Source organism: Sphingomonas kyeonggiensis (genome assembly GCF_014196745.1).
Classification (GTDB): Bacteria; Pseudomonadota; Alphaproteobacteria; order Sphingomonadales; family Sphingomonadaceae; genus Sphingomonas; species Sphingomonas kyeonggiensis.
Genome location: NZ_JACIEH010000003.1, coordinates 1 through 25,155, shown reverse-complemented (window position 1 = coordinate 25,155; position 25,155 = coordinate 1). Strand labels below are relative to the sequence as shown.

The following is a 25,155-nucleotide window of genomic DNA, read 5'->3' as shown; positions in this document are numbered from 1 at the left end:
CGCCCCTGCGCAAGGTTCCTCCCTGCCATGACGCGCAACAATGGCAAAGGCGAACCTTGCAACCATGCAACACTCGAAAAAAATTGATCCACTTCGGTTCGCGGTTGTGACTTGCCCGCGTCATAAACCCTGATTGCCGGGTCCAGGCATCGATTCAGGGGGGTCGATTTCCATGAAAACACGCCAGCTTCTTCTCATGACCGTTGCCGCCTTTGTCGCGGTGCCGGCCGCCGGACAGGCGCGCGAGACCGTGCGCCACGAGATCCATTTCTCAGGCGGTCGCCTCGATACGGCGCTGATGCAGGTCGCCCAGCAGACGGGAGTCCAGCTGGTCTTCACCGATCCGGCGATCGCGCGGTTGAAGGCGCCCAGGCTCGAGGGCCGCTACACGATCGGCGACGCGCTCGACCTTCTGCTCGCCAACAGCCGCTACACCTATCGCTTCACCGGTCCGAACAGCGTGCGGGTGATGGCGAGGGGAGATGCGCAGCCGGACGCACGACCGGTCTCGCTCTATCAGGACGCGCCCGTTCCCGCGCCGACCGGTGACCAGCAGGCCGCGGCCGAGACCGCAGCCGTGGAGCAGGCGGTGAACGGCGACGCGCCGGCCTCGGCGGAAATCGTCGTCGTCGGCTCGCAGATCCGGGGTAGCAAGGTGACCGCCGCGCTTCCCGTCACCGTGGTCGACGAGGCCCAGATCGGCGCGACCGGCGCCACTTCGGGCGACGAGCTGTTCCGTTCGATCCCGCAGCTCGGCGACGTCAGCTTCAACAGCTCGTATCTGCCGAACAGTTCGAACTCGGCGCGCGGCGATGTCGGCTCGATCAACCTGCGCAATCTCGGTGTCGGCAACACGCTGGTGCTGCTGAACGGTCGCCGCGTGGTCAATCATCCGACCAGCCGCGCCGACGACAACCTCGTGCCGGTGCTCACGGTCAACACCAACGCCATTCCCGTCTTCGGCCTGGAGCGCATGGAAGTGCTGCGCGACGGCGCTGCCGCCATCTACGGCTCGGACGCGGTCGCCGGCGTGGTCAACACCGTGCTGAAGACCGACTATAACGGCGTCGAGCTCGAAGGGCAGGTCGGCTGGGGCGAAGGCTCGAGCCTGTTCGAGACCAACACGCACCTGCTCGCCGGCCGAAACCTTGGTGACCGGGGCAACATCACGCTCTTCGCCAGCTACGACAAGCGCGACGGCGTGATGGCGAATGATTTCGACTATACCCGCACCAACGACCTGCGTTCGCTGTTCGCCGGCACGCGCTTCGAAGGCTCGACCTCGCTCGACGGCCGTTCGACGATCACGCCCTGGGGTTCGTTCCAGACGGTGGGCAATGTCGTCGTCCGCCAGGGTACGACCGTACTGACCAACACCTCGGGCCAGTTCCACATCCAGCCGACCAGCTTCACCGGCTGCCCGGCGGGCGGCGCCGGCATCATCGGTGGCACCAACTGCGTCGCCACCGGCACCAGCTCGGCGGCGGCGATCCGCGAGCTGCGCTTCGACGCGCCGCTCGCTTTCAACACCAACGTCACGCCGAATATCCGCCGTATCAACCTGTTCGTGAACGGCCATTACGAGCTGGGCGGCGGCATCGAGCTGTTCGGCGAGGCAGGCTATTACAATGGGGAGAGCAACAGCATCCAGGCGTCGAGCGGTACGCTCTCTTCCGGCCCGCTGACCATTGCCGCCAATGCCTATTACAATCCGTTCGGCCTGGCCGGCAGCCCGAACCGCCTGCCCGGCATCAACGCGGCAGCCGGCGGCCAGGCGATCACCCTGTCGAGCTACAATTTCGCCGATGTCGGCCCCAATCGCGTCGAGGTGCTCAACACGCAATATCGCCTGCTGGGCGGCGTCCGCTTCAAGGCGCTCGGCCTGGAGTGGGAAAGCGCGGGCCTCTATTCCGAAGCGCGGGTTCGCGACCGTTCCGACGGCATCAGCCAGACCCTGCTCCAGCGCCAGATCAACCTGACCACGCCCGATGCGTACAATCCGTTCAACGGCAGCGGCATCACCCCGCCGAGCGGCATCGACAATACGCCCAGCAGCGCGGCGGCGATCGCCGCGATCAAGGTGAAGACCACCCGGATCAGCAAGTCGACGCTCGCGATGTGGGACATCAAGGGCTCGACCACGCACCTGCTGCACCTGCCGGGCGGCGATGTCGGCCTGGCGATCGGCGGCGAAGTGCGCCGCGAGACCCAGAATGACGACCGCGACGGGCGCGTCGACGGCACGATCCAGTTCACCGACTCGATCAACGGTGCGGTCAACGGCTCCGACCTGGTCGGCACCAGCCCCTCGCCCGACACAAGCGGCCGCCGCACCGTCGCCGCTGCCTATCTGGAACTCGCGGTGCCGGTCGTCTCGCCGGAGATGAACATCCCGCTGGTGCGCAACATCGAGCTCCAGCTCGCGGGCCGCTTCGAGAATTACTCCGACGTCGGCTCGGTCGCCAAGCCGAAGGTCGCCGCGGCCTGGGACATCGTGCGCGGCCTGCGCGTGCGCGGTTCCTATGCCGAGGGCTTCAAGGCGCCGAACCTCGAGCAGATCAACGCGACGATGGTGACGCGGTCGAACACCCGCACCGACTGGGTTCGCTGCGAAGCGCAGCTGCGCACCGGCGCGATCTCCAGCTTCGCCAATTGTTCGCAGGGCTTCGCCACCACCGCGCGGCGCTCGGGCAATCCCGACCTGAAGCCCGAACAGTCCAAGACCTGGACGGTGGGTGTCGTGCTGGAGCCGCACTTCCTGGATTCGGCGATCGGCCGGATGACCTTCACCGCCGATTACTGGCATGTCGACCAGAAGGGGATCGTCGGCCTGTTCGGCGAGGGCAATGCGCTGATCAACGACTATCTGCTGCGCGTGCAGGGATCGAGCGATCCCAACGTCATCCGTGCCGCGCCGACCGCCGAGGACAATACGCTGTTCGCCGGATCGGGCCTCGCCCCGGTCGGCCGGGTGCTCTACGTCAACGACAAGTACGTCAACCTGCTGCCGCAGGAAGTCGCGGGCGTGGACTTGGGCTTCAACTGGCGCCTGCCCGATTTCGGCGCGGGCAAGATCAGCCTGAATGCCAATGCCGCCTATCTCGACAAGTTCTTCCTCGAGCCCTCGCCGCCGATCCAGACCCTGATCGCCGCGCGGGCCGCGGGGACCATCAATGCCGGCACCAACATCGCCGATGCCGGTGATCTCGTCCGGCAGAACGGCAAGCCGCGCTGGAAGGTGACCGGATCGATCACCTGGGAGAAGGGGCCGTTCCAGATCGGCGGCTTCACCCAGTACACCAGCGACGTGGACGATACCGGCCTGCTCGATTCCGCCGGCGCCGCCTGGCTGATCGAGGACCGCATGACCTTCAACCTCTACGGCCAGGTCACCGTGGGCAAGCGCGACAATGGTGGGCGCTACCGGCTGCGCATCGGCGTGCGCAACCTGACCAATGAGGGGCCGCCGCTCAGCTCGAGCGGGTTCCTCGGCTCGCTCTACAGCCCCTATGGCCGCTACTGGTACGCCAACATGCGGGCGAGCTTCTGATGCGGATCGCCCTGATCCTCGCGCTGGCGTCGCTCGCGACGCCGGCCTTCGCCCAGGAAGCTACCGAGGCGCCTGCCGCGCAGCGCGTCTCCGGCGGCGACATCGTCGCCTATGACCAGATCCACAAGCCCGCGATCGGGCGCGGGGGCATGGTCGTCAGCCAGAACAAGATCGCGGCGGAGGTTGGTGCCGCGATCCTGCGCAAGGGCGGCAATGCGGTCGATGCCGCGATTGCCACTGCCTTCGCGCTCGCAGTCACCCTGCCGCGTGCCGGCAATGTCGGCGGCGGCGGCTATATGCTGATCCACATGGCGGCGAAGGACGGCAAGCCCGCCCAGACCCTGGCGATCGACTATTACGGCCAGGCATCGCGCAACACGACGCCCGACCTGCTGCTCGGCGCCAATGGCAAGCTGGATCCGGCCAAGGGCTATTCGATGAAGGGCGTGGCGATCCCCGGCACGGTCGCGGGCCTGTGGGAAGCGCACAAGCGCTTCGGCTCGCTGCCCTGGGGCACGCTGATCGCCCCGGCGATCGCGATGGCGCGCGACGGTGTCATCCTGTCGGACGACGAGGCCCAGGCGAATGCCGACCAGAAGAAGGCGATGCACGACGATCCCGCCGCGCTCGCCGTCTTCTTCAAGTCCGATGGCAGCGCCTATGCGCCGGGCGAACGCTGGAAGCAGCCCGATCTCGCCGCGACGCTGCAGGTGATCGCGGCCAAGGGGCGGGACGGCTTCTACACCGGCGCCATCGCGAAGAAGATCGCGGCCGGCATGAAGGCCGGCGGCGGCGTGATCGACGAGGTGGACCTCGCCGCCTACCAGCCGGTGATCTCCGAGCCGATCTGGTCGAGCTATCGTGGGCTTCCGATCGCGTACATGCCGCCGACCGCATCGGGCGTGAGCGTCGCCGAGGCGATGAACATCCTCGAGCGCTTCCCGGTACGCGAGCAGCGCTGGGGCAGCGTGGCCAATCTCCATCTCCTCGCCGAGACGCTGAAGATCGTCTGGTCGGACCGCAAGCTGATCGGCGGCGGACCGGACTGGCGGACGCCGGCAAAGGGCCTGGCGAGCAAGGAATATGCGGCCGAGCGCGCAAAGTTGATCCAGCCGGGCAGTTCGCTTGACGCGAAGGCGCTGCCCGACGGCAATCCCTATCCGTTCGAGAGCAAGGACACGACGCACTTCTCGGTGGTCGACGCGGCCGGCAATGCGGTGAGCAACACCTATACCTTGTCGGCTTCGTACGGCGCGCACGTCGTCACACCGGGCACCGGCATCCTGCTCAACAACTCGCTCGGCAACCTCGCATGGGGCCGCCGCGGCGACGAGTGGAAGGCGACCCAACCGGTCCCCGGCAAGCGCGTCGGCTCGACGATCACGCCGATGATCGTGTTCAGGGGCGACAAGCCCTGGCTGGTCACCGGCACGCCCGGCGGCGGCTACATCATCGCGACGATGGTGCAGATGCTGTCCAACGTGATCGATCACCGGCTGAACGTGGCCGAGGCCGCCGAGCGTCCGCGCATCAACCAGTCCGGCGGCGACGGCCCGATCGAGCTCGAGGAGGGCTTCTCGCCGGATATCGTTCCCCTGCTCGAAGCCAAAGGGCACAAGGTGCGCAGCTCGAACACCATGGGATCGGTCCAGTCGATCATGGTCGAGGGCGAGAAGTTCCTGGGATCGGCCGATACGCGCCGCCCCGATGCCGCCGCCGTCGGCGCGAAATAGGAGAGTGCACGAGATGACGATCAAGACCGCGCTGCTGCTGGCCGCCGGGCTCGCACCGCTCCCCGCCTTTGCCCAGGCGCTGCCCGAGGCGCAGCGCGGCGCGATGCTCGCGGGGATCGAGAAGCGCACGCCCAGTCTTGCCGCCACCGCCAAGGCGCTGTGGGGCTGGTCCGAAGTCGGCTATCAGGAGAACAAGTCGTCGGCGCTGCTACAAGCGCAGCTGAAAAAGGCCGGCTTCTCCGTGACGCCGGGCGTGGCCGGCATGCCGACGGCATTCGTCGCCAGCTTCAAGCAGGGCAGCGGCCCGGTGATCGGCATCCTCGCCGAATATGACGCGCTGCCCGGCCTCGCCCAGACCACCGACCCGACCAAGACGCCGATCGCGGGCAAGGCGGCCGGCCATGGCTGCGGGCACAATCTCTTCGCCGCGGCCAGCGTCGAAGCGGCGATCGCGATCCGGGAATGGATGATCGCCAACAAGGTCCAGGGCGAGCTGCGCCTGTACGGCACGCCTGCCGAGGAGGGCGGCTCGGGCAAGGTCTATCTGGTCCGCGCGGGGCTGTTCGATGACGTCTCTGCCGTGCTTCACTGGCATCCGGGCGACGCCAATGGCGTGTCGACCGGCAAGAGCATGGCCAACATCTCGGGCAAGTTCCGCTTCCACGGGGTGAGCGCGCATGCCGCCGCCTCGCCCGACAAGGGCCGCTCGGCGCTCGACGGCGTCGAGGTGATGGACGTCGCGGTCAATTTCATGCGCGAACACATCCCGTCCTCGACGCGGATCCACAACATCATAACCGCAGGCGGCGAGGCACCGAACGTGGTGCCCGACTTCGCCGAGAGCTATTATTATGTCCGCAACGTCGAGCCGGCGATCGTGCGCGACGTATGGGCGCGAGTGGTGAAGGCGGCCGAGGGCTCGGCGATGGCGACCGGCACCACGGTGGATCACGAGATCACCGGCGGCGTCTATTCGATGCTCGCCAGCGAGACGCTTGCCAAGGTGATGACGCGCAACCTCGATACGGTAGGCGGGGAGCAGTGGACGCCCGAGGAGATAGCCTGGGCGACCGAGCTGCAGAAGAGCCTTCCCGTGCAGAAGCCGCTCGACAGCGTCAGGGAGACCGGCTCGCGCGAGCGTGGTCCCGATGGCGGCGGTTCGACCGACGTGTCCGACATCAGCTGGACGGTGCCGACGATCGGCCTCAATACCGCCACCTGGGTCCCGGGTACGCCGGCGCACAGCTGGCAGGCGGTCGCCGCATCCGGATCGAGCATTGGTGCCAAGGGCGCCGCGGTCGCCGCCAAGACGATCGCACTGACGGCGGCGGACCTGTTCTTAAGCCCTGAAACGCTGAAGGAGGCGAAGGCCGAGCTCGACAAAGCACGCGGGCCGAATTTCAAGTATGACGCCTTGCTAGGCAACCGAGAGCCTGCGCTGGATTACCGTAAGCCTACGCCTGCTTGGGAAGGCGGGAAGACCAAATAGCTCCAAACGGCGCCTTGCGGATCGATAGGGCTGCGTGAGTTTCTGTCGCGTTGCGGAGGTCATATCGTGCTCTTTCCGCGTGACGGTTTCGCCCACCAGCCCAGCCCAATATCTTGTCGGTTTAAATTGCTATGGGCGCGGGGAACTTAACTCGCGGCGCCCTTTTGCTGGTCTCTAGGAGCGGGAGGAAGGTGAAATTCCCGCATAACGACTTGAATAGGCTAGGGAAATTGCGAGACTGACACTCCCTACCCACCACTTTTCCTACCACCGAGCGTGCGATTTTCTGGCGCGACATGACGCAATTAGCGACCGCTATGCGCCCTCACATTGGTCGTTAGGCGGGAACACTTCCGATCCCGAAAGCTGACATTCGCTCACGCAACATAGGGATGGCCATTTTTGGGAGCTTGGCGTCCAGTCTCAGGGCGAGCAGATGATTTCGAGATCAATGCCGACGGTTTCCTTGAGATAGGTGAGCGCAGCAGCCAGGACCGTCGATTGGGCGTCGGTGCGCCGGCCCACGGACAGCCCGGGCTGCACGACCAGAATCGAGGTGCGCACGGGCACGAAGCGGTTTCGCTTGAGCAACTGGTTGAGTTCGGAATGGCCGCCGCGCAGGAAGCGCGTCGGGCGCCCGCCACCCCGTAATGCGACGTCGCGTGCTTTGAGGTGATGGGCCAGCGCTGGAATCTTGCCCAGCCAGCGGGCCGAGCGGATCGCCTGCGACGAGACTTCCACCACATCGGCGACACGCGCGCCGGCATCGGTGCCGCCTGAGAATTTGCAATGGACCAGGGCAAGCTTGATATGATCGCCGGCGTCCTTGAAACAAACCAGGTCGGCAGCTTCGCCGCTGGCATCGTCGTCGAAGACCACATCATATTCGGCGGCGATATAGTTGCTGGCGACCCGCCACTGGATCGAATCTTTGCGAATGCTCCCATTCTTCCAGAGCGATTCCTTGGCGATATCGACCCCGTCCCAGTCCCACCCTTCGAACCGCGCATCGTCGATCGTCAGGTCATAGGGGGTCTGGGGGGTAATGTGGAGGTTGGCGTCGAGTTCTGACAAATCGACGAAGCGAAACAACGGCGGATAGTCCGAGAAATATTGGGCGAGAGGCGCACTCACTTTGCCGATCGTGATCTGGACCGCCTCGCCGGATAGCTGGGTGACCGAGAATTCATTCGGCCCGCCCAGCGCAAAGCGGAACGAGCCCCAGATGCCGGAAGCCGCCTCGCAAAGATCGAAGTCGATCGTATTTGTGGCGCGGTCCAGCCCGGTAAGGCTGAGTTCGAAGACCGTCTGTGCGGCTTCGCGCGTGCCTTTATTGAAAAGGACGCGTTCCTCGACTTGACCAAGGATCTCGACCGGCCAGTCGATACCGAGCAACTCGGCATCGGGCAGGGTGGACACCACCGTTGGTAAAAGCACATTGTCGATCAGCTTGGTCGTATCGATCGATGCGTCGACGATCTTGTCGCCAATCGATTCGCACCATTCGTTGAGCCGCGGCACAGGGCCGCCCGCATCGCGCGACCAGATACGGCCCTTGGCCGAGCATCCGATCGTGGTCGGCGCGCCATTCTCCCAGCCGGTCCCGCTCAGCATCGCTTTGACCGAGCCGCTTTTCTCGGCCTGGCTGAGCGCCGTCACGACTTCGGCGCCGGTGTAGGAGGCATAGGAGAGATTGCGCCGGCCATGTTTCTTGACGCCGAGATTCTGGAAGATCAGCCGGGTGATCCGACCGAGCGCTCGAAAGACGATGTCGCCGTAAATCTGTTTGCCCGCGCCGACTGCCTTGGCCAGCGCTTCGGTGCTGATCTTGTGATTGCTCGAGGACAAATAGAGCAATTGGCGTGCTTCATCGAAATGAAGGACAAACAGCGCCCAGTTGCGGTCGCGTACTGCCTTGGACCGGCTCCACTTCACGGTCGGTTCCTCGCGGGTCACGAAGAATAGCGTGTTTGAGGGAGCATGTAGCCAGACGCGATAGGGAACCAGCCCGCTAGGCAGCCCTTCGTGAAAGGCCTTGGGTGTGAACTTGGTAGCGCGGTAGATCAGCGTGCTGAGCGTTGGCTTTATCAGCTTGTGCGTAATCGGAATATCGTCATCGGCAACCCCTTCGTCGAGGCGTTGCGCTTCACTCAGGAATTTAATCAGCTTGGCATGATCCTTTGCCGCCGCCGAGCTCATTTCGCTCAGAACTTCGTTCCAGTCGGCATCCTCGCTGTACAGGCGCTCGAGCGCGGTTGCGACATTCGGCTCGGCAACATTGGCGATGATCGTCGCATTGCCGATCACCGCGCCCGCGCTGCGGGTGAAACGCCCGGTAAATTGCAGCAGGATTGCCAGGCTTTGATGGAGATCGTGAATCGCCGCGATCTTGAGCTGCGGCAGGTCGAAGCCTTCGCCCAGCATGTTGACGCAAACCGCGATGCGGCTCTTTCCTTCGCGCAGCGCGGCGATCCGCGTTGCAGAGTCAGCCTGTCTGGAATGAATGATCGTCGGGCGCAGCTCGGGTGCAAGCGTCTGATACAAGGCATGCACGGCCAGCGCTCGCTCGATATTGACGCAGCGTGCCATCATCAGGTGATCGAAGCTGGCGGCAAGGTCGGTACGGAGCTTGGCGACAGCGGCGGTTGCAATCGCCATATCGGCATTGGCCGGAACCGGTTCATAGACTGGCTCGAACGAAATCGGCTTGAAATAGCCATTCTGCTGCGCCAGCCGCAGCGGGTAATTGTAGATTACCTGGCCATCGACCAGCGCACCGTCGCGCCGGAACGGTGTTGCTGTAAACTGCAGCGTCGGCACGCCGCTGAACGCTTCGCGGAATTTGGTCCAGCGCGCTGCGCCGATATGATGGGCTTCGTCGATGACCAGGACCCCGGTCCGCTTGGCGATTTCACTCCAGAAGGGCTCGGCGCTTTCGTCGCCAAGCGAGGACATCGTCGCGACGATCACATTGCAGCGTTCGAAGATTTCGAGCGCCTCGGCAGTCTTGGGGACGCCTTTGACAATACCGACGATCGGCTTGGCGGCACCAGGCGCCAATACGCCCAGCCGGTAGAGATGGCCAAAGGAGAGGAACTTGTCGGCGGTCTGCTTGCGCAACGCGTCTGAGGGCACGATGACCAGCATCGGTTTGCGGACATAAGCAGCCAGCGCTGACAGCATCGTCTCGGTCTTGCCGGTACCCGTCGGCATGACGATGGTAGCGGGGCTGCGATACAGACTCCAATGCGTCCCGATCGAAAGCAGGGCGCCCACTTGCGGCGGTCGCAGTCCCGGCGTCTCGGCTTCTTCTGAACGCGCGCTCAACCGCTCTGTCTGAAACGAAAATTGGCCGTTCCAGCTGATGGCGCGCTTCTCCACGATCTTGCTCCAGCCATCTTCTTGAGCCGCCAAAAGCAGATCGTCGATGGCTCGGTGGCCGAGCCAGCGCAGCCCGCCACCGGGCAAGCGCTGCAACAGGCCATCGACATCGCTGGGCCGTGTGCCCTTGTCGCGATCGGTAATGGCGATGATTTCGCCGCTGGCCAGGCGGAAACAGGGGATTTTGATCCGTGGTGTCAAAGCTACCGGCGGTGTTTCGCGCGCAACCTGGTTTTCGGGGTCGCGCAGCACGGCGGAAATCGTGCCGATCGGGGTTCTAACGGGACCGAATTCAATTGCAGGAAGGACTAGCTCGACTGTCGCGGCAAATAGATCGTCCATTTCGGGCCCCCGCTGGTGCTTAATCAAGTTGAGATAGGAACAAATGAAGATCAAGCCAGAGGGCGGGTCGCCAAAAAATAACCGAATTACATCCGATCCGGACTCGGCTTTTGAAATCCATTGCTAGGCCAAGGCGTTACACGCCCCAGGCTTTTTTCGCAGGCGATCATTTGCCCGGTGTCGGCCGGAACGCAGTCGTTCAACAGCGCCAACACGCTGCGTCTGCTCGGCCGCTGGATGCGGATGTTCACGATCCACAACAAGTCGTCGGTCGCCATGGCCTACAAGGAGTTCGGCGACGACGACCGGATGCGGCCGCCCAGCTATTACGACAGCATCGTCGAGGTGATGGAGGAGCTCGTGCGGATGACCGTGCTGATGCGCCCACGTATTGCCCAGCTCGTCCACCGATATTCCGAGCGCAAGGAGGGCTGCCTCCCGGTCGCACGCGAGGATCATTCGGCGATCGCTATCGGACGGCAAAATCTCACTCTGGACGACTGGTAACAAGGATGATGGCGCGTCGCTGACACGGCAACAAATGGCCGATTACGGACTGACGGCTTTCGGACAGAACCTCGCTGGAACAGACGTTCAATCTAGCGGCCGTACAACGGTCTTCGATGTGGCGATGATCTTGTCAGCCAACGTTCCGTCTCACCGATTTGCTCGCAGACCCCGCGATTTTTGTCCTAGCCAAGCCCCGCGGCGCGCAGCACGCCCCAAATCCGCGCAACCTCCCGGCCAGCCGCCTCTAGTGATTCGCGAGCCAGCTCAGAGACGGGCGTCAGGTTTGTCGTACCAAGCAACTTCGGCGGCAGCTTGAATTCGTTGAGCGCCCGGGTCTCAAGTACATGTGCAACCCGGTGCGCAGCCACGAGATCTTCACGCGCCACGCTCTCCCGGCCCAGCTCACGAGATACTTCGAGATACGCCATTGGGAAAACCGCGACTTGGCTAGAATTCCTAGCATGATGCCATGACGTAAGCACCAGCTCCGCCAGAACCTGAGCGACGCTCGCCCGGTTCAGCGTCTCGCTCGCCAGAAGCCGCGCATAGCTACGCAGACGGTAGTTCAGCTGCCAATCGCTATCCTGCAGTTCTCCAATTAGCTCATTCGCGCCGAACTGCACAAAGCGATAGTTGGCATCGAGCAACGCCCCGATGATCTGACGATATTCCGGATCGGAGAGCCGCTTGGACCGCTGCGCTTGTTTGGTAAGGCACTGCGTCCAGGTGACTTGAGCGCCCGCCTCTTGAGCAACGACGCGATAGCCAAAGTCATCCGTAATCAGCGCCCGCTGCGGCTGGAGCGACGCGATGAGCGTATCATGATAGGCAGGGTGCAGATCACGTAGCAAATCCGCAATTTTGTCCGGCAGAGCCTGCTCCGCCTCCGCTGGCACGAGCGGCAGCGTCTCGGCCAGTTCAAGCGCAGCATTGGCTTCCGCAAGCTGGCGCTCGAAGACCTCTTCCGTCATTTCGACGAGCTGATAGTGCTCTCCGTCATAGCCGAAGGTGCCCATCTTGCGGCCGCGCTGCGACTCTCGTTCCTCCGCCAACTCTCTAAGTGCATCGATCGTGGATTGGACCACCGCAAGCCGCTGCGACAATTTGCGTATCAAAGGCGCCACGCCCATACGCACCCAAGCATAGATGGAAAGCGGATCGACCACCCCGATGGGCCGCGCGGCAGCCAAACGGCCCGCCTCGAATTCTCCTTCGATGCCCAGCGCGACTCTGAGCCCGATGTCAGGGTTCGACGAAAATCCATCCCATACATCGAAGATGCTCGCTCCGCTGAACCGCGAGAACATTGCGATTGGAATCACGTGATCGCGGTAGGTGGCCTCGAGTTGCTTGCCCCGTTCTGCACGCCCGCGCGCAAGCGCGAACATCTCCTCGAACCGCTCATCACCTTTGCTGTCGTCAATAGTAAACGAGCCAAAGGCCGGATTGTCTGGGAACAGTGTCGGAAAATCGCGCATAGTGCGGCGAAACGCAAAGAGATAGCGCGATTGGATTTCCGCTAACCGGTAGATTTGCGGTCCCACACCAACCTTGGGGAACTCAATAGTTTCACCCACCGCCAGCCCCAGCAGGCGCTTCGCCAACGCATCGTCAGGGGAAAGCTCCTCGCGCTCGACAATCGGGTTGGCTGCCGTCTCGATGATCCGATGCAGTACCTCCCCAGTGTCATCATTTACGAGCACCACGCCGGTACCAGGATTTACCGTATCCGGCACACTCATCACCACATCGCTGACCCGCCCCCCGATGATAAGGCCAAGCGCGTACGCGAGATGAACCCTCGGGTTTCCATAGCCGGCACGCAGCGCACGATACCCAATCCTCAAGGCTCGCTCATCGTTTCCGACGTAGCGATCGATCAGCTGCGCGAGGCTGATGAGCTCGATCGGCGAACCTTCGATTTCCGCCGGCACGGTCGCGAGCCAATTCTGCATCGGCGCAGGCCGGCCTAGGCGGATCAGAAGTTGGATCCAGGACAAACGATTGCGCAGCACATCATGCCGCTCAAGCGCGCGCTCGACGAGTTTGAGGGCCGGCTTAAGCAAACCGGCGCGTTCATAAACCCCTACACCTAGGCCGAGATAACCATCCGACACACGCAACTCAGGCGACAATGACTCGAACAGCTTGCGTGCCTCGGAACGTCGATCAGCGAGATGCAAGGCTTGTAGCGTACGTCGCAGCGCATAGCTGTCCGCCGTACCCGACAGCGGCGCATATAAGTCCGCGGCCATGGAATAATGGCCTGAAACATAGAGAGTTTCGGCGGCGTGAAGCCGTTCACGTAGGCTCAGCTCCCCTGCCGCGAGGGCTTCGATCTCACGCACCAACTGCTCGCGCAGCGGATCCTTATCATCCATGTCATCGAACAGAACAGAGCGAAGGATGATCGACTTTGGTCGATCCTCAAGGGCCGCCTTGATCGCCTGGTCGCTGTCAGCACCCGCCAAGATTGCAGCTCGTACCCGCAAAGCTTCGACCAATTCCCGCCGATCAGGCAGGTCTGGTCCGGGCCGCGGCATGGCCCCCAACCTGTCCGCCCAAGCGATAGCGCCAGCTCCATCCTTCAGCTGAAATGCGGCGTGAGTCCGCAATAGAACCACATCGAAGCTAAGCTCATCATCCGGGATAGCGTCGACAATACGGGCGACAGTCTTCCAGTCGCCTTGCTCTCCCGAACGTCGAGCGCTCAAAATCGCCAGAGGCGCATAGTCGGCCTCGAAGGCTAGCGCCTGGTCGAGTATCTGCTCCGCTTCGGCATCGCGCCCGAGCAGCCCGAGCAGCCCAATCAGATTGGCTGCCACATGGCGGCCTTGGAAGACCGAATCACGCTCCGAAAGCTTTGCCCAAGCCGCTTTCATCAAGACGACCGCCCGCTCAACATCAGCGCGGTGCTCGTCGGGCAACGCGTGCGTGATAGCCAACCCGTCGAATGCAGACAGAGGCTGCGCTAACGCCTCAGCCACTGCGGACATGGCGCGCCAATCTTCTGGCGCAATGCGGAGTGCTGCTTCGGCATGCGCCCGATGGCCAGCCGGGTCACCGTTCTCGTGAGACTGGAGCGCGAGATGCAGTTGGATGTCGAAGTTATCGAGAATATCTGGCGATAACACTGCTTCGATCTGAGCAACGGGGGTACCCGGCTCCATCGTGTCGATCCAAATGCTCGCATTACGGCTTGAGCTTCGGTCAGCCACATAAGCCGCGCGGGCGATCGGCTCTGCCTCTTCCCGCTTACCCTCCAGTGTGAGCGCCATCGCTTCGGTCGCTCTGGCGTTGGGATATTCGGGGTGGGCCGCGAATGCCTCATGAAAGAGGCTGATCGCGCGCGCTTCATCACCAAGCGCGAAGTACGCATTGCCGCGGCTCGCCAAAATGCGATACCGGGCGAGTGAGCTGGCGGCTTCGCCTTCTTCAGCTTCGATACGCTCAAGGGCTTTCAGCGCTGCGCGGGGAGCCCCATCGCCAATTAGTTTGCTGACCTCCGCCACGCGTGCTGCTAGCTGGTCACCAGCATCCGGATTGTCAGATCTGTCTCCGATCATGCGCATCGTGGTGCGCAACAATTTCTCTGTCTGCGCAAATCCCTGCGCTTGCTGTTCGGCGGCCCCCGCTATCTGGGCCGCCACATCCACCGGGGCCAGATCCTGATAATATTTCAACAACACATCCGAATAGTCGGCGACGTAGCTACGAAAGGTCGTCCAGCCGGTGACCCGTACTTCGAACAATCCACTTTGAGCGTGCTCACCCGTGATCTGACGCGCTACGCTTTGGATCGCATGATCATTTGGCGCTGTGGTGACGAGCACAAACACTTCAAGCGGAGGCTGGAACGTGCGCGCCTTTGCCACCTCGCCACGCAACTCAGCCTCTGTCACAGCACTGTTTAAGTCACCATCCTTGCCTTTGCACTGGACCCCGGTGAAGCGCTGCTCGACCCGATCAGTGCCATAGACATCGACGCCAGCTTGCGGCTGTCCTTGACGTCCATGCATCTCCGCATCATTCGTCTTCCACATTCGCCGATAGACGTCGAAGGCTAGATTTTCGAATTCCTGCCAGTTCTTCGGCGCTGGCAGTTCTCGGGATATGACGGACATACCACGAGCATAGTTGTTCTTGCTTTGATCTTAAAGGGGTGAACAACTAAAAGCTGTGGAAGGTGAAAGACGCCCTTCCTCGTGGAGGACAAAGCCCTGCGCCATACATCTCGCAATCATCACCTTCCCTGTAGAGTGCCGCCAGATCGTGATAGGCTCACACTCGGGGCTTAAGATCGGGGCGACAGCGTGACATGTTTTTTCCTCGCCGTGGGGCACTGGATCTACGACTTTCAGACGCTGATTACTGGGCTTCTTGCCGTGGGAGCAGCGTTCTACGCGGCTCGCTTTGCGCAAAAGCAGGTTAACGCAGCGAACTCCCAGATCGAAGTGGCGCGCGAACAGATCGCAGTGGCCAAGACCCAATCGGATCACGAGCGGGGGGCGAGGTTGCGAGCAGCACGCGCATCGCTACCGACGACGTTGAGCTCGATTTGCGAGTTTGCCCAAGAGGCCGGCAAGACGCTCCATGCCGCGTGGCCATCAGCGGCAAAGCTCTACCCTGAGGACCATCATTCAAACTCGGTACAACCCGTAAAAGCCGACCTACCACTATTCCCCTACGAGCTTCTGGAATCGCTGGAGAGAATTGTTGAACTGACCGACGCCGAGGACGTAGCAGAGCGCATTGAGAGCATCCTTCGGGAAGCCCAGATTTTTTCTGCCCGCACACGGCCTTTGGTCGCTGGGACCGACATCAATACCGATCTTCTGGCAATCCACATCATCCAGGCAGCCGCGCTGTACGCGCGCGCGGAATCGCTATTCACCTATGCGAGGCGCAAGACGCCCGGCGTGAATTCGGCAAACCTGTGGGACCGCGTGTTCGCTGCCCTAACGTTAATGCGGGTTGATGACCCAGCTGTCCTTAAGGAAGCGCAGAGGCAGCGCGAGCTAGGACTCCCCCCAGGAGAAGCCGATAGCGTCGAGCCCGATTGAGGAGTTTGCCCCGATTGACCGCTTTTGGGGTCGACAGCAGACCAATCGAGCGGCCGAAATGAGGGCGCGAAGCGGACATAATCTGCTGTCGGCATTTCTCAGCCGGCAATGGCTCGCACGAGCAGGCACCAAAGAATGATAGCGCCGACCGCGCTGCCAGCGCAGCACCAGATGAGTCGGCGCCTTTGCCCTTCGACCGATTGGCCACGTGCGATCATCCCGTCGATCCTTCCGATCGATCGGGAAATCGTGTCGCGCGCCTCATCGAGCTTGCGCGCATCCTCCGCCCGAGCCTGGGTCGCAGAGGCGTTGATCTGCCGGGCCAGGTCAACCGGCGTCAGCGAAACAGCCGGCGCTTTGGCGATCCGTTCGAGCGCGGCAAGGACGTTGGTCAGCTGGTTGGCCATATCGGCGAGCGTCGGGGTATAGTCCGGAACGCGCTCGCGGGCAGCGGTCAGTCCTTCAATCGCCCGGCGCATCAGGCTGATCTCGGCACGGAGGTCTTCAAAGGCGGCGGCATCGCCGGCGGCTTGGGTCATGTCCTCGGTCATGGAAGAGAGATTAGATGCCGATGCCGCGCCCACGCGAGAGGCCGGGCCAGTGTAGGAGATCATGGGACAATGAGCCCGTGCCACTGGGCGTGATTCCGAGTTCCTTGACGCGGGTTCGGAGCAACGACTCGAGCTGTGGGTCGCGCTGCAGGCTCTTGGCCATGGTGGTCATCGCGGTGCGGACCTCATCACCGCGCCAGCGCTCACCTTGCCGGTCAAAGGCGGCGGCCCGCCTGGCATGCCGGTTCCAGTCTGCCACGAAGCGATCGGCGCGCGCGATGCGGTCATCGTGCAGCTCGCTCTCCAAGGTCATTGCCTGCAGCACCCGCGCGGTCCTGCCTTGCGCTGCATCCGTGACCAGCTCGGGATTGGTCCGGAATGCCGCCTGTAGATCGCGCGATCCATTCGGCCGCAACGCGTTCAGTTCCTTTGCCGCCGCGTCCAGCGCGACCCGCTGATGGGGGAGTTCCGAACCGCCCAGAGCGCGCAACCGCATAGTGTCGGCAACTGCCCGACCGAGCCTGGCGACCGCGCGATCCAGGGGCGCTGGCGACAGCTCGGACGCGACCGGCGGACGCAGCCCTTCGAAGCGGCCGCGCCGGGGCGCTGGCGCAGAGATCTCGACGGCTTTGGCGGGCTGGAGATAGTCCGACGCCATGTCCTTGCCGCGCTCGCGCGACAGCGTGCGCACCAGGCGCCCCTGATCGGCAAAGTCATCGCGCCCGTAATGTAAATCGACCTGGTCGCGGTGCCGCGACAGCGCGACATAGGCAGCATGCCGGTCGAGCCCGGGCGTGGCGAGCACATGCACGCGATCAACGGTCATGCCCTGCGCTTTGTGGATCGTGGCAGCATAGCCATGATCCACATAGGCATAACCCTTCAGGTCGAACGCGACCGCGCGGCCGTCATCGAGCAGCACCGCCATGCGGACCTGGCTCACGCTCTGAACCGTCCCGAGCGAGCCGTTCTTCACGCCCAGGCCGCGCTCGTTCTTGAGGAACAGGACGCGGTCGCCAGACGCGAAGCTACGCCGTCCGCGCTCTGCGCCGATCTCGACGTCTTCGCCAAGCGCGCCGGCTCCCCGCATTCGCTCGCGTGCGAGGCCATTGAGCGCCTGTACCTCGTCATTGGTGTGCGTGAGGATGATGCGGCTCGCGTCCGGCACGGCCTGCCGGTCACGATCCCAGCGATCGACAAGTTCCGCGCGTGCCAGCTCGCGAGTCTCGGCCGCATGCACTGCGCCGTGCTCGGCATAGGCGGCAATGGCATCACCGGTGCGCTCGGTCGCTAGCCAGCGCGTGGCGTCGCGCTGCCACTCGGCACGCTGGCGGCGGACATGGGTCAGCTCAAAGCTGCCGTGCCGCTCGGCGATCGAGCGAAATGCGGCCCCCGCCTCGATCGCCTGGAGCTGCTCGGGATCGCCGACCAGCACGACCTTGGCGCCGCGCTTCTCGGCCTCGGCAATCACGCGCTCCATCTGGCGTGTACCGATCATGCCGGCCTCATCGATCACCAGCACATCGCGGTTTGTGAGTAACTCGCGTTCCTGTGCCCATTGATACTCAAGGCTGGCGATCGTGCGCGACGCGACGCCGGAGCCGCTTTCCAGATTCTCCGCGGCAATGCCGGATAGGGTCGCCCCTTGGACACGGTAGCCGGCCAGCTCCCAAGCTTCCCGCGCGACGCCGAGCATCGCCGACTTGCCGGTCCCGGCATAGCCGATGATGGTGCTCAAGCCTTGCGGCTTGGTGACCAGATCAAGCGCATCGCGCTGCTCGGTTGAAAGGAACAGCCCTCGTGTCGCGGCACGGGCAAGTGCACGATCCTGGTCGCGAGTCGCAACTGCGTGGTGACGCCGCGCTTCGAGCGTGACGGTGGCGCGCTCCAGACGCTTCTCAGTGTCGATCATGGCGCGCGACGTGAAGCGATCCTCGCCGCGTCCGTCCTTGCCGAGCGTGACCAGTTCCGGCGACGCGCGCACCGCCGCCATCACTCGGTCGAACTGCTCTTTCCCCTCGCTGTGCCGGTGTACGAACTTCGCGAGGTCACGGGTGGTGAAAGTCGCCTGTCCGTGCGTGATTGCAACGAGCGCGAGTGCTGGGTTGGCGAGCAGCTTCTCGCCATTGGCGCGCGCGATCGCGTGATGCTCTTCGAGCCGCTCGGAGGCGAGCCCTTGCTCGACCATCCGGGCGGCAGCCGGCCCGATCTTATGCTGCGGCTCAAGGTCGATGCCCTGCGCTTCAAGGCTGCGATGATCGATGCGTGCATCGATATCGAGTTCGGCCAGACGCTGATTGGCATGTTCCGCCCAGCGCTCGCGCCATTTCTCCAGAAGGTCGGTGCGATTCCAGTCGCGGTTCTTCTTGCCGAATCCGTCCTCGCCGACGTCGCGCAGTGTGAGCATCACATGCGCGTGCGGCTTGGCCTCGCCATCGGCGCCGGTGTCCCAATGGACATTGAGATCGGCGATCATGCCGTTCGCGACGAACTCGCGCTCGACAAACTCGCGCGCCAACCGAATGCCTTCTTCCTGGTCAAGCTCGCGCGGGATGGCGAACTCTACCTCCCGGGCCAGTTGCGCATCCTTGCGCAGCTCGGCTGCCTCGACCGTATTCCAGAGCTTCTCGCGGTCGGTGAGATACTCGGGCGCGCCGTCGGGCAGCAGCACTTCGGAATGGACGACGCCGGCCTTGTTCGAGAAGTCGTGGTGCCGGTCGAGCCGCTGGCCGTGGAGACGGGACGCGGAGCGATAGGCAGCCGCCGCCAGCGCCGACGAGCCGTTGGCGCGGGAGATGATCTTGGCTGAGAAGTGGTAGATCGCCATCGCGACCATACCATCTACACCGCACAAGCGACGTCGGCACGACGTATAAGCGCGCCCTCGAAAGAATTCATCTTTCTCAGGACTGCGCAATCCCAAGAGATTTCAGGGCGTTGTCGCTGATCGAGAGCAGCGATAACTGGTTCGCCTTTGCTGCACAACGCAAAGGATGAACCATGCGCAAACCCCGGGATTTCGATGCCGAGCTGAAGGCGCTGGCCGACAAGGCCAGGCAGCTTCAGCAGCAAAAGCTCCACCAGCTTGGCGAGCTGGTGACCGTTACCGGCGCGGACACGCTGTCGCCCGAACATCTGGCCGGCGCGCTGCTCGCTGCGGTCGAGATGAAGGACGCGCCGACGAAGGAGGCGTGGCGCAAGCGCGGCGCTGCTTTCTTTCAGAGCCGGACCCGCAAGAATTCCGGAGCAAATGCGCAGGAATCAGGTGTCGTTTCGGCACGCGCTGGCGGCGCGGCATCGTCTGCGCGCGCAGATAGCGCGTCAGGATAAGCGAGCTTGGGTCGTGAAGCGGCGCGAGCGCACGCGGCAGCTGATCGAACTGGGCGGCCTGGTTGCAAAGGCAGGCCTGGTAGAACTGGCCGATGATGATCGCGCGGTGATCTTCGGATTGCTGACGAGCGCCGCCGGGACTTTGCAAGGCGAGGATCGCGATCAAGCACTTGTGCTATGGCGCCGACGCGGAAAGCGCGCATTCGGCAATGAAAGAGATGGTTGACCGGGAGTTGGTTGCGTCGCCAACCAATATACTACAGGGACGACGATCAGGCGTGCAGCTATCAAATCCGATATCGCGCTGCGCCAACTAAGAAAGGGCCGCAAATGTCCGACGAGAACTCCCTGAACGCCGTTGAGCTTGCCACAGAGCTCACGATTGCCTGGCTTGGCAATCAGAATAACCGCGTGAACGCCGAGGATGTACCTGCATTCCTGCGCACGATGCACGCGACTGTTATCGAACTCGATGGAAAAGCGGCGCCCACAACTGAGGCGGTCGATGAAGCCGGCAGTGAGTCCGAATACACGCCAGCTGTCTCGGTACGGAAGTCGCTCGGTTCGAAAGATCACATCATCTCGCTGATCGACGGCAAGCCCTACAAGACGCTGCGTCGGCATCTCTCGACGCATGGACTCACGCCCGAGGAGTATCGCGCGCGGTATAACCTCAAGGCGGATTATCCGATGGTAGCCCCGAACTATTCGGAAGCACGCCGCGCGATGGCGCACAAGATCGGCCTGGGCGCCAAGGGCCGCGCAGCCAAGTCGGGTGCGGCCGCAACGCCGGCCCCGTCTCCGGCACGCAAGCCGCGTGCGAAAGCGAGCGCTTCGTAACGAGCGTCCGCGCGCCGGGCGCGGTGCGCCCGGCACGCTAGTCGCAGGCGGCTGATCCAGGCTGCGAGATTTCCGCCAGCGGCCGGCGAGCAAGCATCGGCCGCTCCTGCGACAACGCGATTTTAACGCGGCTGCGCAAGGCTGACTGCATGTCTTTCCTTGTCCTCGCTTGCGTGTTGATCGCCGTGGACGGCGACACGCTCCGCTGCGACCAGGAACTCATTCGCCTGATAGGAATCGACGCGCCGGAGTTGCCGGGGCATTGCCAGAACGGGCGCGATTGCGCTCCTGGTGATCCGCTGGAATCGAAGCGAGCGCTGGAAGTTCTGGCGCGCGGCGCCGCGTCGATCCATCGACAGGGCCGGGATGTATATGGCCGAACCCTGGCTCGAGTGCAGGTCAATGGAGTCGATCTGTCATGCGCGCAGCTTGCGGGCGGGCACGCAATCTACCGGGCGGATTGGGATCAGTTCGGTTTGGTCGGCACCGATTGTGGCGTAGCGAAGCCACCCCAACCCGTTTGGGCTTCGCCATCGGCTCGGCGCGCTCGATCAGCTCCAGCACCGAAAGCTGTCACCGGTTGGAGCTATCGCAATTGCGCAGAGGCTCGTCGTGCGGGCGCGGCCCCGCTGCGCCGCGGGGAGCCCGGCTATGGTGCTCACATGGACGGCGACGGTGATGGCATCGCCTGCGAGCCATTCAGGAGATAGTGTCGTTCGGCACGCGGCGGCTTCGTGTAGCCCCATGAGCATCAGGCGAGGCGCTCCTCGCATACCGCGCGAACCAGATCGCGCAGCACCGCGACCCGCTCGCCGAGCCAGGCCAGTTCCTCGGCGGTGATCTTGTAGTGCGGCGAGTAGCGCGCGTTCACATAGGCTTGGCGCAGCAGCTCGAAGCGCCTGCGGCTGTCCTTGTCGTCGCGCGGCCACGCCTCGATCAGTGACGGCGCGATGTCCTCCGCACGCGACCGGAGGAAGTTCAGCTTGTGCGATTTGGGACTGTAGAGTGACAGCACAAGCAGTGTGCAGTGGTAGAGTTGCTCCACAGTCTGATGGAGGTCGAATGCCGCCTGCTTTGAATAGCCCCTCTCAATTGCAGTGCAGGCCAGATCGAAGCGCTTGATTGCGTCCGGATACCACTCCTCGAAGTATCTCTGTGCCTCGGCCCGTGCCTCCTCAGGCGGCAGGTTCTGAGGCGCCGCGAACGGAAACCCCTCGGCTTCGTACAGCGCGATGCCTTGCTTGAGGCTGTCGACGAAGAACGGCCGCCCGCGCTCGAGCTGCTTGTTCACATCGCTGAGGGTGTGGACGATGAAATTGACCGGTGCGCTCAGCGTCTGGGCGATGGTCACTTCGCGCATCAGCCGGTCATCGGCGGCGCCCCAATATTCGGTGACATCGGTCAGCCGCTCGTCATTGACGACGACGAGGATGTCATAATCCGAATGATAGCCGCCGATTGGATCATCAACCCAATCGCCGCGTGCGTAGGAGCCGAACAGCACCAGCTTGAGGATCCGCGCCGCCTTCTTCTTGGGATCGGTGGTGCGCGCGGTGATCTCGGCGAATTCCTCGAAAAGGATGCGCACGACATGGGCCAACTCGCGCTGCTTGGCCTGTGGCAGATGGTCGAGATCGGTTCGCATAAGACAGCTTCAACCTGTGGCAGGCGCGGACCGGATGGCAAGGCCTATCCGGTCCATAACCCGAGGATCATTGCTGGCGTTGATCCGGTTCGGCTTGGACAAAGCCAAGCAGATAGTCTGCCGCCTTGCTGGCAGCGCTCGCGGCGCGAAAGATTGCCTTCTCGTCCTCGCGCAGCACGGCGAGCCACGAGCCGATATAATCGGAATGCCGGACGGTCGGTAAGATCGACAGCGATGCACAGGTAAAGGCACTCGCCATCTCGGCGACCAGCTCCTCGCGGGCATAGTCGGCACTACCGAAGCTACCGCGCTGGTCTCGGTTCAGCCGGCTCGCATGGCCGGTCCAGTGCCCCAGCTCGTGCAGCGCGGTGCGGTACCAGTTGATCGGGGCGGGAAAGGCTGCCTGCGGCGGCACCTGCACATAGTCATGCGGCGGGGAATAATAGGCTTCGCTGCCGCCGATCCGGAAGTCTGCGCCGGTGGCTGCAATCACCGCCTCGGCAAGTGGGATGGTCTCGCGCTCGGTTGCCATCGCAGGAAGCGCCGTCACCTTCTCCGGCAGGTCCTCGCACTGGTCGATGTTGAAGACAGTGAAGCGCTTCAGGAACGCCAGCTGCCGCGCCTCGCGGTCCTCGCTCCGCGCGCGCTCGGCCTCGTCCTTCGGGGTGAAGCGATTGGCATAGCAGATGGTGGTACCATGCTCGCCCTTGCGGACATTGCCGCCAAGCGCCTGAGCCTGCCGATAGGTCAGCCAGCGCTGCGAGGCATAGCCACCCTCGATGACGGCCGCCCAGAGGATCAGCACGTTGATCCCCGAATAGCGTCGCCCCGTTCCCGCGTTATGCGGCATGGTGCAGCCGCACGCCGCGCTGTCCCAAGGCTGCACCCAGGGCAGCCGCCCCTGCTCCAGCTCGGCAATCACCCGCGCGGTCACCTCGCCATAGAGGCTCTCACGGTTGGTTCTGGTCGTCTCCATCTTTCCTGCTCCTCAAACCACCGCAACCGGCGCCGGAATGGCGGGTGGGCGGCAGGAGCGGTCCCACGGTCCCGCCGGTAGAGGCGGGGTGCACCCGCAGGGCTGCAACGCAGTGGAAGACCCGGGCATCGCCCGGGTTGCGGCACGCCGCGGCGGGATCACAGGGCAGCGACGCCCACCCGCCAGAACGAGTGCCGGAGGCCAACGCCGGCGCATCCGCGCCGTCCGCAGATCTCAGCGCGAAGCGCTGCCCAGCGCCGCAGGTGCCAGCAAACATGCACTCTCGAATCCGGCCGGCCGTCGCGGCGGCTTGCGCGCGCGCCCGTGCGCCAGCCGCCGCCGCGCCTTCCGGCGCGGGTCGAGTGTGCGACGCGGAAAGCAAGAGGCGCCGCGGACCCTGGCGGCTTCGCGGAAGCCCGCCAGCGAACTCCCATCAGATATCGCGTTCCACTACTCGCCGGCTCCACCGGCCATTACGTCAGCGATCGTCACCCGAATGGACCGAGACGCGCAGCGACTCGGCGCCGCGCGGCGGCGTAGAGCGCGATCACACCGCAGGCATGAGACGCTCTGACACGCGACCCTCGAGAATCGCGAACCGCCTTTATGTACGAAGATCGACGCCCAGATACGCCCATATACGCGACCGACACGACCACCCCTTGCCCAGATGAACAACCCTGCACAGCCTCCCTCCGGGGAGCACCAATCAGACGCAAATAATGCAAGGTGATACCAATGCAGGCCGACACTCCAGACCGTATCCTCCGGATCAAGACCGTCCTCGATCGCACTGGCCTCAGCCGATCGACTCTGTACCGGAAGATGCAGAACGGCACCTTCCCCAAGAACGTCCAGATCAGCACGCGCTGCGCCGGCTGGAGGGAGTCGGCGATCAACGCCTGGCTGCGCAACCCGATGTTCTACCAAGCGACCGACGCACCATGAGGAACCTCCAAACGGTTCTCTTCCGAAAGAACCCATCCGTTTTGAATGTGGACCAATCGGATTTGACCGGATAGTTGCTTTCCGAAGGCGCGATGCGGGGCAACGCAGCAGATCCGCGCCCGTAGGGGGTACGTTTGCGTTATCTGAAGCAGCTTGCTCTGCCGGTTTCCTTCATCGTGCTTGGCATGGCGACCTTATCGGCCACGGCTTCCTCGTCGCCGATGAATGAGACCGTCAATTACAGCTATGACGAGCTCGGCAGGCTGGTGAAGGTCGAGAACAGCGGCAGCGTGAACAACAACGTCGTCTCGAACTACGCCTATGACAAGGCAGGCAACCGCACCAACGTCAAGGTGACCGGCGCGCCCTGAGGGATGCTCGGGTGAGCTGACGTCTTGGGGCATGTCGGCCGCCCCATCAAACCAATACACTCATAGCTGAGGCACGCGCCGCTGCGGTGCGGGAGGCAATCTCTCGACCAGTTGAGTGGTGCCCGAGAAATCCACGCGGGGGTACATGACAAGTTCTGGAAAGCTGCGCGCTGCGCTTTTGGTGACAGCGCTGATCTGCCCTCTGTTGGCAACCAGTGCCGCCTGGGGCCAGTCCACCCTCGCGCCGCCAAGGCAGAGCGCCGAGAGCCCCACCGGCGTGAACTATCGTAGTGGCAGCCTGAGCCTGACCGAACAGGATCTATCGATCGGCGGCGAGGGGCCGGCAGGATTGTCGCTCAGCCGCGTGTACAGCAGCGCCGTCGATCGCGTCGGGCCCGCCGCAAACTGGGGTTACAGCACCGACGG

17 protein-coding genes and 1 pseudogene are annotated in these 25,155 nt (G+C 63.4%); 12 read left to right on the top strand and 6 right to left on the bottom strand.

Annotation, left to right across the window (positions count from 1 at the left end; genetic code table 11):
• Positions 1-172 precede the first annotated feature (172 nt).
• Genes GGR46_RS15140 through GGR46_RS15130 form a run of 3 tightly spaced genes read left to right on the top strand, consistent with a single transcriptional unit; the run spans position 173 to position 6,772 of the window.
• Positions 173-3,550 carry a TonB-dependent receptor gene (locus tag GGR46_RS15140; protein WP_183998886.1) on the top strand — a complete coding sequence of 1,126 codons (3,378 nt, stop codon included), beginning with the start codon at positions 173-175 and terminating at the stop codon, positions 3,548-3,550.
• Positions 3,550-5,283 (top strand): gamma-glutamyltransferase, encoded by a 1,734-nt coding sequence (ggt, locus tag GGR46_RS15135; RefSeq protein WP_183998885.1) that lies wholly within the window; start codon positions 3,550-3,552, stop codon positions 5,281-5,283. Before GGR46_RS15140 ends, ggt begins: the two co-directional genes overlap by 1 nt.
• Before the next feature lie 13 nt (positions 5,284-5,296).
• Positions 5,297-6,772 carry an amidohydrolase gene (locus GGR46_RS15130; RefSeq protein ID WP_183998884.1) on the top strand — a complete coding sequence of 492 codons (1,476 nt, stop codon included), beginning with the start codon at positions 5,297-5,299 and terminating at the stop codon, positions 6,770-6,772.
• Between the two features lie 423 nt (positions 6,773-7,195).
• On the opposite strand, the gene GGR46_RS15125 is transcribed toward GGR46_RS15130, so the two are convergent.
• Positions 7,196-10,495 (bottom strand): DEAD/DEAH box helicase, encoded by a 3,300-nt coding sequence (locus GGR46_RS15125; protein ID WP_183998883.1) that lies wholly within the window; start codon positions 10,493-10,495, stop codon positions 7,196-7,198.
• A gap of 117 nt (positions 10,496-10,612) precedes the next feature.
• Here GGR46_RS15125 and GGR46_RS15120 point away from each other — a divergent pair.
• Positions 10,613-11,002, top strand: a pseudogene (locus GGR46_RS15120) (NADPH-dependent FMN reductase family protein); the annotation flags it as partial.
• A gap of 185 nt (positions 11,003-11,187) precedes the next feature.
• On the opposite strand, the gene GGR46_RS15115 reads toward GGR46_RS15120, so the two are convergent.
• The gene (locus GGR46_RS15115) at positions 11,188-15,129 is read right to left on the bottom strand and encodes a PIN domain-containing protein (protein ID WP_183998882.1); all 3,942 of its coding nucleotides are present in this window, start codon (positions 15,127-15,129) and stop codon (positions 11,188-11,190) included.
• Positions 15,130-15,339: 210 nt separating this feature from the next.
• On the opposite strand from GGR46_RS15115, the gene GGR46_RS15110 reads away from it, so the two are divergent.
• Positions 15,340-16,068 carry a hypothetical protein gene (locus tag GGR46_RS15110; protein WP_183998881.1) on the top strand — a complete coding sequence of 243 codons (729 nt, stop codon included), beginning with the start codon at positions 15,340-15,342 and terminating at the stop codon, positions 16,066-16,068.
• Between the two features lie 98 nt (positions 16,069-16,166).
• On the opposite strand, the gene GGR46_RS15105 is transcribed toward GGR46_RS15110, so the two are convergent.
• Both GGR46_RS15105 and traA read right to left on the bottom strand, forming a co-directional pair.
• Positions 16,167-16,619: a hypothetical protein gene (locus GGR46_RS15105; RefSeq protein ID WP_183998880.1), complete on the bottom strand. Its 453-nt coding sequence runs from the start codon at positions 16,617-16,619 to the stop codon at positions 16,167-16,169.
• Positions 16,620-16,629: 10 nt separating this feature from the next.
• Entirely contained in the window at positions 16,630-19,446 is a 2,817-nt protein-coding gene (traA, locus tag GGR46_RS15100; protein ID WP_183998879.1) for a Ti-type conjugative transfer relaxase TraA, read from the bottom strand.
• A gap of 173 nt (positions 19,447-19,619) precedes the next feature.
• Here traA and GGR46_RS15095 point away from each other — a divergent pair, with 173 nt between their 5' ends.
• From GGR46_RS15095 to GGR46_RS25480, 4 genes are all read left to right on the top strand, one after another.
• Positions 19,620-19,949 (top strand): conjugal transfer protein TraD, encoded by a 330-nt coding sequence (locus GGR46_RS15095; RefSeq protein WP_183998878.1) that lies wholly within the window; start codon positions 19,620-19,622, stop codon positions 19,947-19,949.
• A gap of 13 nt (positions 19,950-19,962) precedes the next feature.
• Positions 19,963-20,175 (top strand): conjugal transfer protein TraD, encoded by a 213-nt coding sequence (locus GGR46_RS15090; protein WP_343058188.1) that lies wholly within the window; start codon positions 19,963-19,965, stop codon positions 20,173-20,175.
• Positions 20,176-20,279: 104 nt separating this feature from the next.
• Positions 20,280-20,789, top strand: coding sequence for a Ros/MucR family transcriptional regulator (locus GGR46_RS15085; protein ID WP_183998876.1), 510 nt, complete (start codon positions 20,280-20,282; stop codon positions 20,787-20,789).
• Between the two features lie 149 nt (positions 20,790-20,938).
• Positions 20,939-21,499, top strand: a complete 561-nt coding sequence (locus GGR46_RS25480; RefSeq protein ID WP_246426177.1) for a thermonuclease family protein — start codon at positions 20,939-20,941, stop codon at positions 21,497-21,499.
• 41 nt (positions 21,500-21,540) lie between these two features.
• On the opposite strand, the gene GGR46_RS15075 is transcribed toward GGR46_RS25480, so the two are convergent.
• Complete coding sequence (locus GGR46_RS15075) at positions 21,541-22,434, bottom strand: HEPN domain-containing protein (protein ID WP_183998875.1); 894 nt, start codon at positions 22,432-22,434, stop codon at positions 21,541-21,543.
• Between the two features lie 67 nt (positions 22,435-22,501).
• Positions 22,502-23,410: an ArdC family protein gene (locus tag GGR46_RS15070; RefSeq protein WP_183998874.1), complete on the bottom strand. Its 909-nt coding sequence runs from the start codon at positions 23,408-23,410 to the stop codon at positions 22,502-22,504.
• A gap of 738 nt (positions 23,411-24,148) precedes the next feature.
• Between GGR46_RS15070 and GGR46_RS15065 the strand changes: the two genes are divergently transcribed.
• The 3 genes from GGR46_RS15065 to GGR46_RS15055 form a co-directional block, all read left to right on the top strand.
• Positions 24,149-24,358 carry a helix-turn-helix transcriptional regulator gene (locus GGR46_RS15065; RefSeq protein ID WP_183998873.1) on the top strand — a complete coding sequence of 70 codons (210 nt, stop codon included), beginning with the start codon at positions 24,149-24,151 and terminating at the stop codon, positions 24,356-24,358.
• A 185-nt stretch (positions 24,359-24,543) separates the two neighbouring features.
• A complete protein-coding gene (locus tag GGR46_RS15060; RefSeq protein WP_184000136.1) occupies positions 24,544-24,729 on the top strand; it encodes a hypothetical protein in 186 nt (61 codons plus the stop codon).
• 205 nt (positions 24,730-24,934) lie between these two features.
• A partial coding sequence (locus tag GGR46_RS15055) for a hypothetical protein (RefSeq protein ID WP_183998872.1) occupies positions 24,935-25,155 on the top strand: 221 nt, incomplete at its 3' end.